We start from the raw sequence: 13,669 nt of genomic DNA, 5'->3' as shown, positions 1-13,669 counted from the left end.
CCTGCATTGAACTGATCAGTTCCACTTCATAGTGGTAAAGCGCAGCACCTCGTCTGCCGTCGGGGTGTAGTTCACCTCTTTGGAGGAAACGTAATTTGTGTTGTAGCTGAACATCGGCGCCCAATAGGCTTCGTCTGCGATACGCTGCAACGCCTTTTTGTAGTACTCCTTACGCTTCTCGGGGTCGGTTGCACTGTCGGCCACCGCGAGCCATTCCTCGACCTGCTTGTCGCGTGCATCGTCCAATTCGCCACCCTTGAAGAACTGGCTTACGATCGCCGACGCGTCATTGATCGAGAAGCTGCCCCAAGTCAGGAATTGCAACGGGATCTCGCCCTTCATGCTTTTCTCGCGCAAGGCAGAATATTGCAGCATCTTAAAGTCGGTCTTGATACCCACGGCGTTCAGGTAGCTGGAAATCGCCTCGGCGTAGTCGCGGTTACGATAGGCATAAAAGGGCGTTGTGAAACCGTCTTTGTAACCTGCCTCGGCTAGCAGTTGCTTTGCCTTTTCGGGGTCATAGGCGTATTCTTGGACATCCGACGTGCAGCCGAACTGGCTGGGGAAACATGCCGACCAAACAACCTTCGACTTGCCTTTCAGCAGGTTATTCACCAGCGCATTGCGGTCGATGGCATAGTTGACAGCCTGCCGTACCTTCAAGTTGGTGAAGGGGTTGTCCGCGCCTGAGCGCCCGGCTGCGTCCATTGTCAAATAGCCGATGCGCATAGTCGATTCATTCGCCACTGTGAAACGATCGCCCATTTCGGCCAGCTTCTCCGCCTGATCCGCAGGGACCTGCCAGATTAGATCAAGATTGCCCGAAAAGAGTTCGGCGATCTGGGTGTTGACGTCTGGAATCGTGCGGATGTCGATCTTGCCGATTGTCGGCTGGCCCTTGGGTCCGTCAAAGTAGTTCTCGTTCTTCTCCAGCACAAAATGCTGACCCGGAACGACCTCGACCGCCTTATAGGGGCCGGTGCCGACGGGCTTCAGCCCCATGCCCGATGGACCGACTTTGGCATAGTATTCGGCCGGATACATCGATACCGGACCGGATAGGAATTCGATCGCCGCCGGGAACACGTCCTTGGTGTGGATCCTTACAGTGTATTGGTCCACCTTCTCGGCAGATTCCATCCAGTTCACGTTGCGCTGCGTCTTGACGCCGTTGGCCTCGTCCGCGACGAAATTGACTGTAGCAACGACGTCATCGGCGTCGAAGTCCGACCCGTCGTGGAATTTCACGCCTTCGCGCAGTTTCAATTCGAGCGTCTTATCATCGACCCATTTCCAACTGGTCGCAAGGTTGCCTTTGTATTCGTTCGTGATCGGATCGCGGTAGATCAAACCATCCCAGATAGCGCGCTGTAACACGACGCCCTCGCGAGACGAGTTGAAGTAGCTATCGACGTTCTCCAACTCTTTCGTATAGGCGACTTTCAGCGTGTCGTTGGCCTTGTCGGCCAACGCGGCGCCAGTGGCAGCCACCGAAACGGCCAGAACAAGTGCGCTGGCCTTAAGCAATGTCACTTTCATTTCAAACCCTCCATGCCACAGCCGCGCTGTCGCTATTGATGATCGCATTGACAATTCCACAACCCTATGTATCAAATAATGATACCATAGATCATGATATAATCTATTTGAACGTCGGGATGATTTGAAAATCAACCCTCAACTTCACGAAGCGTTCAATTTTTCTAACGAGAGCGACGATCCCATGAACGAGAGCAAAAAGAGTAAGCAAAATACCCTCTTCGCTGGCACCCTTGCCAAGGGCCTGCGCGTGCTGCGGGCATTTGACGAAACTCATACCGAATTGTCTTTGGGTGACATCGCACAACTCACCGGGCTCGACAAAAGCGCGGTGCAAAGAATGGCCAACACTCTGCATATTGAGGGGATGCTAGATAAGGATCCGGTAACGCGGCGTTATCGTCCATCCCATGCCTGGCTGCAAATGGCCTATGCCTATTACTGGTCCGATCCACTGATCGCGCGCGCGATGCCCAAGCTGATCGATTTGTCGCAACGCCTCGGAGAAACGGTAAATCTGGCCGAACTCTCAGGTCAGAACATCATCTATGCCGCGCGCCTTCCTTGCACGCGGACAATCTTCGCCGCATCGGTGCCGGGGCGCATGGTGCCCGCGCTGAACACTTCTGCGGGGCAGGTCATATTGGCCAGCTTCCCACCGGAGGAACGCGCGCAGGCCGTGCGAGATTGGGGCCTGCACTCGCATACACCGCGAACTACCATGGACCGCGCGGAAATCGCTTGCCAAATCGACGCAGCGTCAAGAGCAGGTTACGCCATCACCCACAACCAGATGATCTTGAACGAGGTAGGCATCGCCTGTGCAATTTGCGGCCCCGACGGACGCGCCTACGCGGCTGTACATTGTTCGGTGTCATCCCATCATTGGAGTGTAGAACGCATCCGTGCCGAGATTCTCCCATGGCTTCAGGACACCGCTAATTCTATATCTCCACAACTGCGCCCGCACTACGACTGACGCTGAGGGTACCGGGTTTGCGGTGTGCATTCTGTCTTCTGACGGACGAATACACCGACCGGCTCAGCGCCCTGCGTGCTGAAGAGGCCACGGCCGCGCCGCCACATCTTCTGGCAGCTTGAGCGCCACCATCATTACCGCCCAGCTGCCCGTGTCAGGATGGCATGACATGATCGGCGAGCCCACCATTGCAGATGCCATCCTCGACCGGATCGTCCGCAACGCACACCGCATTGAACTCAAGGGAGACAGCGTGCGCAGAAAGGATCGGAACGCGGCCTTGACCTCCGCCGAAAACACCGAAACTATCCCAACCGAAACATGATCGCAGGCAGAGGATCAGCCGTGCCCGAGCTGTCCGGGAATTAGCGTAATCGCTGTCCGGTATTTCTGAAATCAGCAGAGGTCTCGACGTAACTTAAGTGCTTATTGAGGCTGCGGCTTACGCGGCTTGATTGTTCATATTTCAACCCCCCCGGCCCATTGCGAAACGACCGATGTCAGCGCATATCTTGTGTGATCGTGGAATGGCAGAGCCCGCGCCATAGGCACGGGCTCTTTGTTTGAAAGGGCGAGATCTCGTCGCTTAGTTCAGCTCGGATTCACGCTGGGCCTTGATCGTCTTTTGCGCGGTATCAACGGCGGCTTGTAGGTCGGTGAAGGCCTTATCCCCGCCTTGGACATTGTCCTTGAACCAACCGTAGACGGGTTGGGCGGCCTCTTGGAATCGCGCCTTCTCGTCGGGGGTCGGCACGTAGATCTCGCCGCCGTCTTTCTTGAACTCTTCATAGGCAGCGATGGATTTACGCTTGGGCGAAGCGAAGGTCGCCTGTTGCAACGCATAAAAGCCGTCGAGGATCACGCGCTGCATGTCGGGCGACATTTCCTGAAACTTCTGGTTGTTCATCCACCACAGCGCCGCCATGTAGGCGTGACCGTCAAGGGTCAGATGCTTTAGCCCCGCTTCGGGAAACTTCATGTTCATGATGTCGGTGATACCGTTCTTGGTGCCGTCGACCACGCCGGTCTGCATCGCGGTGAACAGCTCGGGCCACGGGATCGGCGTCGGCGAAGCTCCCATCGCCTTGACCAGCTCTTGCGGCAGATCGGCGACAATCGTGCGGATTTTCATGCCCTTCAGATCAGCGGGCGTTTTCACCGTTTTCTTGGTGTTGGCGAAGTTGCGCCAGCCTCCAGTATTCCCGATGGTCATCAGGCGGATCGTATCTTCGCTATCAGCCAACGCCATCTTGCGCAGCTCGGAGGTGAAGGCGGTATGGGTCAGCACCTCTTCGGCGACCCGATCATTGGGCATCAGATAGGGCAGGTCAAGCACCTGAACATAGGGGAAGATCCCCGACGCCCCCCCCGAGGTCGAGATGTAGATATCAAGCGAGCCATCCGAGATGCCTTGCAGACATTCCGCCCCGTTCGAACAAAGTTGCGTGCCGATGAACAGATCAACCTTGATCTTGCCGTTCGAGGCGTTCTCGACATAGTTTTTGAACACGACGAGCCCGTCGTAATCCTCGTCATTGGTGTTGGAGTTGGCGACCGCGCGCAGCGTGATCGTGCTGGTCTGGGCCAGCGCGGTGCCGGCAAAGCCCGCAGCCATTGTGGCGCTGAGGGCCAGTGTGGTGATAAAGTTTCTGAGCATTGTATCCTCCCTTATGCTCTGCAATTCAGTTGGCGAACCCCGTCAGACGGGGAATGGTCATGGAAATCGCGGGGAAATAGGTGATCAAAAAGATCACGACCACTTCCACCGCAAGGAACGGCAAGATCGCGCGCGCTATCGTCTCGACCTTTTCTTTAGACACAGCAGCGGCCACGAATAGCACCAACCCCATTGGGGGCGTGGCAAGCCCCACCGTCAGGTTCACGCTCATAATGATAGCAAAATGAATCGGGTCGACACCCAGCCCGGTAAAGATCGGCGCCAAGATCGGCCCCAGCACGATGATCGCGGGCCCAGCATCCAAAAACATACCCACGATGAACAGCAAGATGTTGATCAGGAACAGCAATATCAGCGGATTATCGGACAGGCCGAGGATAAAGCTCGCCAGCGCTTCGGGCGCGTGGGCAAGGCTGACAACCGTTTTGAACGCCATGGCCGCGCCCACCAGCAACAGCACCACCGACGATGTCAGCCCCGCCCGCATCAGGATGTTGGGCAAGTCGCCAAAGCGTAGAGTGCGCAAGATGAACAGCCCCACGATCAAGGCATAAGCGACCGCGATGGCTGCGGCCTCGGTCGGGGTAAAGATGCCGCCCAAGATACCGCCCAAGATGATCACCGGGGTCATCAGCGGGAAAAAGGCGCGCAAGGAGGCCTGCCCGCGCTCAGGCCAGTTCGAGCGGGGCTTGGCGATCGGAAAATCGTATTTGTTGGCCATGAACTTGACCATCAACATCAGCCCCACGCCCACCAAGATCCCCGGCACAATTCCGGCCAGAAACAGCGCCGCGACCGATTGGCCCATCACATAGGCGTAAATGATCATGATCCCCGAGGGCGGGATAATCGGCCCGATCACCGAGCTCGCTGCGGTGATCGCGGCGGCAAATTTCCGAGTATACCCCTGTTGCTCCATCGCCGGGATCAACATCGAGCCAAGGGCGGAAGTATCGGCCACAGCCGAGCCCGAAAGCCCCGCGAACAACATTGAGGAGAGGATGTTCACATGCGCCAGCCCGCCGCGCAAATGGCCCATCATCGCTTCGGAGAACTCGACCAGACGACGGGTGATACCGCCCGAATTCATCATCTCGCCGGCCAACATGAAGAACGGGATCGCGAGCAGCGGAAAACTGTCCATCCCGTTATAAAGATTACGATAAAGCAGCGCAAAATCGCGTTCTTGCCCGTTGAGAAGCAACATTGCGCCGGGGGCAGCCAGCAGCGCGAAAAAGATCGGAAACCCGATCATGATCAAAACCAGAAAGAGTGGGAGGAACCAGACCAGCATCACTCAGCCCCCCCGGCGATGGACATAATGGCAGGCAGCGGGTCCGCGCCTGTAAATAGCGAAAGCAGATTGCGCGCGAGCAATTCTATATTTACCAGAACAAGCATCGCGAAGCCCACCACCAGTGAAGCCATCATCCAGCTGCGTGGCACCCTCATCCAGTGATCAAAAGCCAGACTGTCTGGCATCCAAAGCGAGGCGGTGGCGAATTTGCCGCCAAAGCCCGTAACCCCCGCCCAGCCCAGCTTCAACGCGGTGACGCTGACGATCAGCGAGAGTACCAAAAGCACAAGTGCCAGTATTTTGCCGATGCCGCGCGGCAGCATTGATGTCAACATGTCAATGGCTACGAACCCGCCCGCGCGCAGGGCCGAAGGGGCCATCAGCCCCGCCATCCAAAGCATGCAAAATCGCGCGGCCTCATCGGGCCATGGCAGCGCATTGTTGAGGACGTAGCGAAACCAGATCTGGATCAGGATCGCCAAGACCATAAGCGCCACGGCCAGCACGCCAATCCAGCGGCCGGCCAAAAGCAGCACATCGTTCAACCAGACCAAGGGCCTGAGCAGACTTAAAGTCGTTGTCATTCGCGCGTTTCCTCCCACGGCCCCATTGCCCGCGCCTGCGTTTCCTCCTCAACAGGCGCGCGCGGGGCATGTCTCTATCACATCAGTTCATGTCGATCTTGCGGACCTGTCCGCGGAAAAATGCCAGCGCATCGCCATCGTCGCGCAGAACTGCGCGCTCGACCTGGCCCAGCACCAGCAGATGATCGCCGCCTTCATGGCAGGCAACCCGGCGACACTCGAACCGCGCAAGGCAGCCATCGATCAGGGGGACGCCATGGGCGTTGGTGTGGTGGCTGTGCTCAAGCAAGGCGTGCACATTTTTGGCGGTGGCAAAGCACAGCGCATCCTGATCAGCGGCCAGCACGTGGATCGCGTAATGCTCGGCGCTCTCGAAATGCGGGAAGCGTCGGGAATTCCGGTCCGGCGCCCAGATCACCAGCGGCGGATCAAGCGAGACCGACGAAAAGCTGTTGGCGGTGATCGCGACGGGGCCGGACTCACTTGCGGCGGTGACGATCGTCACGCCGGTTGCAAAGCGGCCAAAGGCGTCGCGCAGCAGTCGGGTGTTGTCGGGGCCAGGCACAAATGCGCGGGGTTGGAACTCGGGGGCGGCATTCATCACGGAACCTCCTGACCAAGACCCGCTTCATACAGGCGAAACCACGTTTCCCGGTCGAGCTTGACCTTCAGCGCATCCGACAGTGCTGTGATCCGCGACAAGGTATTAGTGCCCATCACTGGCAGAATTCGGGCCGGGTGGGCCAGTAAGAACGCAGTGGCGACGGCGGCGCGATCAACCCCGTGATCGGCAGCGACCGTATCCAGCACGTCTTGCGCAGGGCCCTGAGCCGACATCAGCGCGCCGCCACCCAGCGGCGACCAGGCCATCACAGGCTGCCCCTTGCGCTGATGAAAGGCCAGATCGCCATCTGTGAAGGGCGAAAGTCGCGACAGGCTGATCTCGATCTGGTTCGTCGCAAGCGGGGTTTGCATGCCCGATTGCAGCAATTCACAATCCCAGGGGCGGAAATTAGACACGCCCACCGCGCGCACCTTGCCCGAGGCCACCAGATCATCCAGCGCGGCGCCGGTCTCATGATGGTCCATGAACGGATCGGGGCGGTGGATCAGCAGCAGATCAATCCGGTCGGTGGCGAGTTCACGCAGCGAGGTTTCGACCGACGCCATGATGTGGGCGCGCGAGGTGTCGTAATGTTTCACAGGGCGATCCGCATAGCGTCCGATCGGGGCCACGATATCGCATTTTGTGACGATTTCGATTTGGTCGCGCAGGGCGGGATCCGCGCGCAAAGCCGCGCCGAAAATCCCCTCGGCCCCGTAATCACCATAGATATCGGCGTGGTCAAAGGTGGTGATGCCTTGGTTAAGGCAAGCGTCGATCTTGGCGCGCACATGGGTGGGCGAGGTGTCAGCATCATCGCCAAGACGCCACATGCCATAGACGATCCGGCTGAGCGCCACGTCATCACTGAGTTTGATCTTTTCCATCAGCGGCGCTCCCCTTCGGCCAGTGGTGTGGCGGGTGGCCCCATCGGCACACGGCCATAGACCTCGGGCAGCGAGACCGTATCGAGATGGGGCATCACGAGGCGACCGAAATGGCGGGCTTCATCGATATGGGGATAGCCCGACAGGATGAAGGCGCGAATGCCCATCTTGCGATACTCTTCCAGTTTGCTCAGCACTTGATCGGCAGAACCCACCAGCGCCGCGCCACAGCCCGAGCGTGCCCGGCCCACGCCGGTCCACAGGTTGGGCTCGACATAGCCGCTCTCATCGGCCAACTCGCGGTTGCGCGCCTGTTTGGACACGCCCAACGACCCAGCATCCAGCGCGCGCTCGCGGATTTTGCGCCCTTCTTCGTCATCCAGCTTGGATACCAGTTCTTGCGCGTATTCCTTGGCCTCGGCCTCGGTGTCGCGCACGATCACATGCGCCCGCAGCCCGTAATCAAGAACCCGCCCGTGACGTTCGGCGGCCTCGTTGACCACTTTCATGCGGCCTGCCAATTCTTCTTTGGTCTCGGGCCACATCAGGTAAACATCACAATGCTCGGCGCAAAGCTCGACCGCAGCGGGCGAATAGCCGCCGAAATACAACAGCGGGCCGCCGGTTTGATAGGGTTTCACCGGATCGGTGCTTAGCCCTTTGAAGTCGTAGATCTCACCCTTGAAATTGATCTCATCGCGGGTCCAGGCCTGTTTGAGAATTTCGACCACCTCGCGCGAGCGCTGGTAGCGATAGGCGCTGTCTTCCTTTTGACCCGGAAAATCCGACGAGATGATGTTCACCGTCAGTCGACCTTCCAGCATGTGATCAAGCGTCGCAATCGTGCGCGCCAGCATGATCGGCTGCATCTCGCCACAGCGCACGGCGGCAAGGAAATTCATCCGGTTGGTAACTTGGCTGGCTCCGGCCACAAAGCTCAGCGTGTCTTGCCCGACCTGATAGGAGGAGGGGCACAGGATGTTGCGAAACCCCTGCCGCTCGGCCTCGCGAACGATATCAGAGCAATGCGCCCAGTTCGAACGCAGATCCCCCTCGGGCTGGCCTAAGTAGCGGTAATCATCCGAGCACAGCGCCGCGAACCACGATACCTCGGCTGCATCCAGATTGGCTGATTTTACCGGCACAACAGTCATCAATTCCTCCCAGAGAATCCGTGCGATTTCCCTTCACTTAGCAGCCGCCTTGATATAGATCAATACTGTATCAATTTTCGGAGCGACCAAATGACACAGGCAAATCAGCCGCAGGCGCGCACCGGACTGCCGATTTATCAGCAGATTTCCGAAATGCTGATTCGTGACATCGCAGCGGGCCGATTGCCTGATGGCGAACGGCTGCCCCCCGAGCGCGTCATGGCCGCCGATATCGGAATCGCGGTGGGCACCTTGCGCCGCGCGCTCGAAGATCTTGAAGAGAAGGGCTTGCTTGAGCGGGTACAGGGCTCGGGGAACTACATCCGCACGCAAAACCTGCGAAGCCATTTCTATTCGATGTTCCGCATCGAGCTGCTGGAAGGTGGTGGGTTTCCCAATGCGCGCGTCCTGTCGATCGATGTGCTCGACAAGCCCGATGATCTCCCCGCATTCGGCACCGCGCCGCGCGCCAGCCGCATCCGCCGCTTGCGCCTGCTGGATGAGACGCCGATCGCGCTGGAAGAGATCTGGCTTGATGGATCGATGGGCGAGGTTGCTGCAGATGGCCTCGAGGATTCGCTTTATGAATACTACAAGCGCGCGCTCAATTTCTGGATCACCCGTGCCGAGGACCGGGTGAGCTTTGCTCCGCTGCCCGACTGGGGCCCACCCGCGCTTGCCTGCAAACCCGGCGACACCGCTGGTTATATCGAGCGCTTAAGCTGGGCTGATACGGCAGATTCGATCGAATTTTCGCGCACTTGGTTCGACACCAGCCGCGCGCATTACGTTCAACGCATGAGATGAGACGAAAGAGGAGGACAAACCCTATGAGCGAAAAGATACGCTACGGGATGATCGGTTGCGGGATGATGGGGCAGGAGCATCTGCGCAACATCGCGCTGCTCGACGGGGCAGAGGTGACGGTGATTTTTGAGCCCGATGCCGAGATGGCCGCGCAAGCGCTGCACTTTGCGCCCACGGCCAAGCTGGTGGGCTCGATCGCCGAGGCGCTGGCCCATGAGGCGCTCGATTGTTTGGTGATCACCAGCCCGAATTTCCGCCATCTCGAGCAGCTCGAAGAGATCGCCACGACGCGGCCCCTGCCGGTACTGGTGGAAAAGCCGCTTTTCACGGCTCCCGATCAAACTGCGCGCCTGATGGCGTTCCACGACAGCTACCCCGCGCCGGTATGGGTTGCGATGGAATACCGCTACATGCCCCCCATCGCCGCGTTTTTAGAACAGGTGCAAGAGGCTACTGGCGGACTGAACATGCTCACCATCCGCGAGCACCGCTTTCCCTTCTTGTTCAAAGTTGGCAACTGGAATCGCTTCAACCGCTACACGGGCGGCACTTTTGTTGAGAAATGCTGTCATTTCTTCGACCTGATGCGGCTGGCTATTGGGTCCGAGCCGGTGCGGGTCATGGCCTCGGCCCCGCCCTCGCGCAACCATATCAACGAAGAGGGCGTGCCCGACATTCTGGACGCGGGCTATGCGATTTTGGAGTTCGCCAATGGCGCGCGCGCGATGCTGGAGCTGTGCATGTATGCCGAGGGCTCGCGCTATCAGGAAGAGGTTTGCGCAGTCGGGCCTAAGGGCAAGATCGAGGCACTGGTACCCGGACCGACCCGGTTCTGGCCCGACCATCTGGGCGCACCACCGGTGCCCAAGCTGGTGATCTCGCCGCGCAATCCCAGCGGCCCGATTGAGCGCGAACTGCCCGTGCCACCCGAGTTGCTGGCAGCGGGCGATCATAACGGCTCGACCTTCCATCAGCACGAAGGATTTTTGGCATTGGTACGCGGTGAGCGTGATGCGCCAGAAGTGGGTCTGGCGGACGGTTGGGCGGCCGTAGCGATCGGGCAGGCGGTGCAAGAATCGATCGTAACCGGACAAGCCGTCAGCTTTGCGTCCCACCCTTGGTTAACCACACCCGCCGTCGTTCCGGCTGAGTAAAGTCGCAGGCATGCGGCTAGCTGGTCTGCCCGCCTGCCCGCAACGTAATAATACGCGGGGAGGGGGCAGACCTGTCTGTGCGCGATACGTTCCAGCAGTTGCAAACGTATCTCTTGTGCAGCGTCGCGATGTTTACGATTGGGGCCAATGGATTTCTGATCAATTTTGAAAGCCGTGACCCCCTCATGGTGACCCTTCTCTTGATCTCCATTTTCACTAATTTGCGTGTAGGCTCTCATCGCGGAAGGGAATGAAGATTCCCGATATACCGTCAATCGCGCATCGCTCGCGCAGGTGTTGCCTTATATGCGCCAACTTTCATTTTTCTTTTATTAACAATAATTTAGCGAAAATTTCGAGGCCCAGTTTGGAGCACGCTTTAATCATATACAATGTTGCAACCAAGTTGAAATGTCCCTCGGTGTGCAAAGTAGAAATGTCTCAAATGCAGTGTCGCAGCATGGCTGGGCAGGGCGGAGACCTCATCTATCGCAGCCCTGAACAGCCATGCTGTTTGGGTCATTCGGCGGGATGTGGCGCGGCAGCTTCAGCTTTCTGCTTTGCCCTTCGCGCGAGCTTTGAATTCCAGCCTTCGGCATTGCGTCGGCCGTTCGGAACATAGACCGTCGCCTGCTTGCCAGCCCGGCGCGGCTTCGGGGGTGCCTTGTCCTGTTCGGCCTTGATATGCTCCAGCACCGCGCTGAGATGCTTGTTCTCGGTGATCGCCGCATGCGTGACGCGCTGGTCCTTGTCGAAGATAGAGTAGGGCAGTGAGATACCCTGCCAGCGAAACTCCAGCCGGCCATCCGGAAAGGCGTAGCTGTCGACGTATTTGCCCACAAGGCCCCGCGTAATCTCGTTCTGCGCCAGGATGATCCGCTGCCGCTCGAAGGAGAACGTCAGTTGCGCGCCGACGTAGCGTTCATCGCGCAGGCAAAAGACATCGCGCAACCGGTCCGGCTCGATGTTCATGGGCCTGTGCAGATTGTCAGGACGGCGCGGAACCCTTGCAAACTTGGCGTTATGGCGTTCCATGAAGACAGGCAGAAAGGCATTCGCAGCCTCCATGTCCGAGATCCCAGCCAGCCGGAGCTCCTTGACCAACCGGTCCTGCAGCGTGCGGTTTGACCTTTCGACACGCCCTTTGGCTTGAGAGCTGTTGGCAAACAGAATCTCGATGTTCAGCTCAGTCATGGCACGCCCGAACTGGGTCATCCCGTGACCGGTTTTGGCCCCTTGCTGGGCCACACGGAACACGGAGTGCTTGTCGGAATAGAACGCAACCGGCTTGCCATGCGTTGTCAGATACAAGTCCAGCGCTTCAAAATAACTGAACGTACTCTCAGAGGGCACCAACCGCAGTTGCATCAGCGTGCTCGTCGCATCGTCAATGAACACCAACAGGGTGCAGGCCGGACCGCGATCCTCGAACCAATGATGATCAGAGCCGTCGATCTGGATCAACTCGCCCAGGCATTCACGACGCAATCTGGGCTGATGGAACGTGCGGCGCTGCTTGCGTGACAGCCAGATCCCGGCGTCCTGCATCCATTTGCGCAGTGTCTCACGCGAGACCTTCAAACCATGATCTTCCGCGAGCTTCTCGGCGGCAAACGTAGGCCCGAAATCGATGTAATGCTCACGCACCAACAGGACGGCGAAGTCGCGTATCGCAGGATCGATCCGGTTGTTGGATCTTCGGCCACGCGCCTTGTGCCGGATGGCACCAGGACCTCCAATTAGAAAATCCTTCAGCAGCCTGTGGACCTGTCGTCGGCTCAGGCCCAGCACGTTGGCAGCTGTTACGGCCGTCATCGCACCGCGTGTCAGTTGGCTCAGTACTTCAATGCGGTTCAGCTCGCGTTCGCTCATGATGATCAATCCCACGGCCACACTCCAATCCTGCTTGATCGACAGGGAAGTGTGACACTTCTACTTTGCAGATGTGAGACATTCTAACTTTGCGCTTACATACAATAATCCTGTAATCCGTCTTATGTAAAGATTGCGCGAATAATCAGCTGATCTCATCCGCTTCGTCTTCCATTTTGGTCTCGTCGTCAGGATCGAGACGATCAGCTTGTCGTATGCCTTCCGCAAAAGCGCGAAATACATCTTCTGTTGTTCTAAACATAGGTTTGGTTCGAAAATGCTCAGCAACATCCGTGCGAATATCGTCAGCGTATTTGGCCTCTGGATTTCCTTCGGCCCATTTGCGACCAGGATGCATCGTGTCCCATGGCGACTTGTTGTTCGCACGGGTCGTCGCGGCGTCGCCGTGTTTACCAATACCGCGTATCATCATTACAGACAAGTTGCGCAGCTACGGCGCGGCCTTACGCAAGCTTGGGTTGGAGCTGGACCACCGAGTGCACAAGGGGCTGAATAATCGCGTTGAAGGATCACACAGGCCGACGCGAAAACGGGAGAAGATACAGGGCCGGTTCAAATCCTCGCGCCAAGCCCAGAGGTTCCTGGCTATCCATGAGGAAACCGCGAACCTGTTCCGCCCCCGCCGTCATAAGATGAACGCAACAACCTTCCGCCAGAACCGAGCTGATGCATTTCGTCAGTGGGACAAATACGCGGGTGAACTCGCCGCATGAGCTGACGCAAATCGCCAATTTCTCAGCATAAGGCAACAACTTGACGATGCCCCTTATGTTGCACCAGCTTGCGACGTTTGAGATGACGCCGATCTGTCAGCGTTTGAGCCATCACATGCCAATAGCCGTCAGCCTGGCCGGAGCTAAAATTACCCTCGCTGACATCGATGCCCGGCGCATCATCTGTAAAGGACAGTTCTCGAACTGCTGGATCGGGGTTGCCAAGGAGATCGACTTTGTGGCCAAACAGTTTCACTGAAGCCGCAGGAAAACACCACATCCTGCTCTCAACCCACGGCCGCACAGTATTGCAACGGCCCACGCATTCGCAGCTTCACGCCGGTCCGTGGCTTTCGTCCGGCCCATAAGACCCAAAGGGC

The 13,669-nt window shown here is 58.1% G+C and carries 14 protein-coding genes and 1 pseudogene; 5 read left to right on the top strand and 10 right to left on the bottom strand.

The window, feature by feature from the left end; all coding sequences use genetic code 11:
• Positions 1-15 precede the first annotated feature (15 nt).
• Positions 16-1,539, bottom strand: coding sequence for an ABC transporter substrate-binding protein (locus tag AB4874_RS16160; protein WP_368392749.1), 1,524 nt, complete (start codon positions 1,537-1,539; stop codon positions 16-18).
• Between the two features lie 184 nt (positions 1,540-1,723).
• On the opposite strand from AB4874_RS16160, the gene AB4874_RS16155 reads away from it, so the two are divergent.
• Both AB4874_RS16155 and AB4874_RS16150 read left to right on the top strand, forming a co-directional pair.
• Positions 1,724-2,518: an IclR family transcriptional regulator gene (locus AB4874_RS16155; RefSeq protein ID WP_368392748.1), complete on the top strand. Its 795-nt coding sequence runs from the start codon at positions 1,724-1,726 to the stop codon at positions 2,516-2,518.
• Positions 2,519-2,687: 169 nt separating this feature from the next.
• Positions 2,688-2,843 carry an ATP-binding protein gene (locus AB4874_RS16150; RefSeq protein ID WP_438273495.1) on the top strand — a complete coding sequence of 52 codons (156 nt, stop codon included), beginning with the start codon at positions 2,688-2,690 and terminating at the stop codon, positions 2,841-2,843.
• Between the two features lie 261 nt (positions 2,844-3,104).
• Here the strand turns inward: AB4874_RS16150 and AB4874_RS16145 are convergent, their stop codons facing one another.
• The 6 genes from AB4874_RS16145 to AB4874_RS16120 all read right to left on the bottom strand — a co-directional run bounded on the left by AB4874_RS16145 (position 3,105) and on the right by AB4874_RS16120 (position 8,722).
• Positions 3,105-4,175 (bottom strand): TRAP transporter substrate-binding protein, encoded by a 1,071-nt coding sequence (locus AB4874_RS16145; RefSeq protein ID WP_368392747.1) that lies wholly within the window; start codon positions 4,173-4,175, stop codon positions 3,105-3,107.
• Between the two features lie 25 nt (positions 4,176-4,200).
• The gene (locus AB4874_RS16140; protein ID WP_368392745.1) at positions 4,201-5,490 is read right to left on the bottom strand and encodes a TRAP transporter large permease; all 1,290 of its coding nucleotides are present in this window, start codon (positions 5,488-5,490) and stop codon (positions 4,201-4,203) included.
• Positions 5,490-6,077, bottom strand: a complete 588-nt coding sequence (locus AB4874_RS16135; protein ID WP_368392744.1) for a TRAP transporter small permease — start codon at positions 6,075-6,077, stop codon at positions 5,490-5,492. Before AB4874_RS16135 ends, AB4874_RS16140 begins: the two co-directional genes overlap by 1 nt.
• A gap of 82 nt (positions 6,078-6,159) precedes the next feature.
• Positions 6,160-6,678, bottom strand: coding sequence for a flavin reductase family protein (locus tag AB4874_RS16130; protein WP_368392743.1), 519 nt, complete (start codon positions 6,676-6,678; stop codon positions 6,160-6,162).
• The gene (locus tag AB4874_RS16125) at positions 6,678-7,568 is read right to left on the bottom strand and encodes an aldo/keto reductase (RefSeq protein WP_368392742.1); all 891 of its coding nucleotides are present in this window, start codon (positions 7,566-7,568) and stop codon (positions 6,678-6,680) included. The genes AB4874_RS16130 and AB4874_RS16125 overlap by 1 nt, the downstream gene beginning before the upstream one ends.
• Complete coding sequence (locus AB4874_RS16120) at positions 7,568-8,722, bottom strand: LLM class flavin-dependent oxidoreductase (RefSeq protein ID WP_368392741.1); 1,155 nt, start codon at positions 8,720-8,722, stop codon at positions 7,568-7,570. Before AB4874_RS16120 ends, AB4874_RS16125 begins: the two co-directional genes overlap by 1 nt.
• Before the next feature lie 90 nt (positions 8,723-8,812).
• On the opposite strand from AB4874_RS16120, the gene AB4874_RS16115 reads away from it, so the two are divergent.
• Entirely contained in the window at positions 8,813-9,529 is a 717-nt protein-coding gene (locus AB4874_RS16115) for a GntR family transcriptional regulator (protein WP_368392740.1), read from the top strand.
• A gap of 23 nt (positions 9,530-9,552) precedes the next feature.
• Complete coding sequence (locus AB4874_RS16110) at positions 9,553-10,683, top strand: Gfo/Idh/MocA family protein (RefSeq protein ID WP_368392739.1); 1,131 nt, start codon at positions 9,553-9,555, stop codon at positions 10,681-10,683.
• 519 nt (positions 10,684-11,202) lie between these two features.
• On the opposite strand, the gene AB4874_RS16105 is transcribed toward AB4874_RS16110, so the two are convergent.
• Together AB4874_RS16105 and AB4874_RS16100 are read right to left on the bottom strand one after the other, a co-directional pair.
• On the bottom strand, positions 11,203-12,570 hold the full coding sequence (locus AB4874_RS16105) for an ISNCY family transposase (RefSeq protein WP_368392738.1): 1,368 nt from the start codon (positions 12,568-12,570) through the stop codon (positions 11,203-11,205).
• A gap of 130 nt (positions 12,571-12,700) precedes the next feature.
• The gene (locus AB4874_RS16100; protein WP_438273494.1) at positions 12,701-12,985 is read right to left on the bottom strand and encodes an Eco29kI family restriction endonuclease; all 285 of its coding nucleotides are present in this window, start codon (positions 12,983-12,985) and stop codon (positions 12,701-12,703) included.
• On the opposite strand from AB4874_RS16100, the pseudogene AB4874_RS16095 reads away from it, so the two are divergent.
• A pseudogene (locus AB4874_RS16095) lies at positions 12,975-13,289 on the top strand (DDE-type integrase/transposase/recombinase); the annotation flags it as partial. The gene AB4874_RS16100 and the pseudogene AB4874_RS16095 overlap by 11 nt on opposite strands.
• Positions 13,290-13,311: 22 nt before the next feature.
• Here AB4874_RS16095 and AB4874_RS16090 read toward each other — a convergent pair.
• The gene (locus AB4874_RS16090; protein WP_368392737.1) at positions 13,312-13,545 is read right to left on the bottom strand and encodes a hypothetical protein; all 234 of its coding nucleotides are present in this window, start codon (positions 13,543-13,545) and stop codon (positions 13,312-13,314) included.
• Positions 13,546-13,669 lie beyond the last annotated feature (124 nt).

Origin of the sequence: Thioclava arctica (assembly GCF_040892615.1) — a bacterium.
Classification (GTDB): Bacteria; Pseudomonadota; Alphaproteobacteria; order Rhodobacterales; family Rhodobacteraceae; genus Thioclava; species Thioclava arctica.
The sequence above is the reverse complement of the archived record's forward strand: the minus strand, read 5'-3'. Positions and strand labels throughout refer to the sequence as shown.

Excerpts from the sequence above, each read along its gene's own strand:
- AB4874_RS16130 (WP_368392743.1), bottom strand. The coding sequence starts at position 6,678 with ATGAATGCCGCCCCCGAGTTCCAACCCCGCGCATTTGTGCCTGGCCCC.
- AB4874_RS16150 (WP_438273495.1), top strand. The coding sequence starts at position 2,688 with ATGATCGGCGAGCCCACCATTGCAGATGCCATCCTCGACCGGATCGTC.
- AB4874_RS16110 (WP_368392739.1), top strand. The coding sequence starts at position 9,553 with ATGAGCGAAAAGATACGCTACGGGATGATCGGTTGCGGGATGATGGGG.
- AB4874_RS16115 (WP_368392740.1), top strand. The coding sequence starts at position 8,813 with ATGACACAGGCAAATCAGCCGCAGGCGCGCACCGGACTGCCGATTTAT.
- AB4874_RS16155 (WP_368392748.1), top strand. The coding sequence starts at position 1,724 with ATGAACGAGAGCAAAAAGAGTAAGCAAAATACCCTCTTCGCTGGCACC.
- AB4874_RS16100 (WP_438273494.1), bottom strand. The coding sequence starts at position 12,985 with ATGATACGCGGTATTGGTAAACACGGCGACGCCGCGACGACCCGTGCG.
- AB4874_RS16140 (WP_368392745.1), bottom strand. The coding sequence starts at position 5,490 with ATGCTGGTCTGGTTCCTCCCACTCTTTCTGGTTTTGATCATGATCGGG.
- AB4874_RS16120 (WP_368392741.1), bottom strand. The coding sequence starts at position 8,722 with ATGACTGTTGTGCCGGTAAAATCAGCCAATCTGGATGCAGCCGAGGTA.
- AB4874_RS16135 (WP_368392744.1), bottom strand. The coding sequence starts at position 6,077 with ATGACAACGACTTTAAGTCTGCTCAGGCCCTTGGTCTGGTTGAACGAT.
- AB4874_RS16145 (WP_368392747.1), bottom strand. The coding sequence starts at position 4,175 with ATGCTCAGAAACTTTATCACCACACTGGCCCTCAGCGCCACAATGGCT.
- AB4874_RS16125 (WP_368392742.1), bottom strand. The coding sequence starts at position 7,568 with ATGGAAAAGATCAAACTCAGTGATGACGTGGCGCTCAGCCGGATCGTC.
- AB4874_RS16160 (WP_368392749.1), bottom strand. The coding sequence starts at position 1,539 with ATGAAAGTGACATTGCTTAAGGCCAGCGCACTTGTTCTGGCCGTTTCG.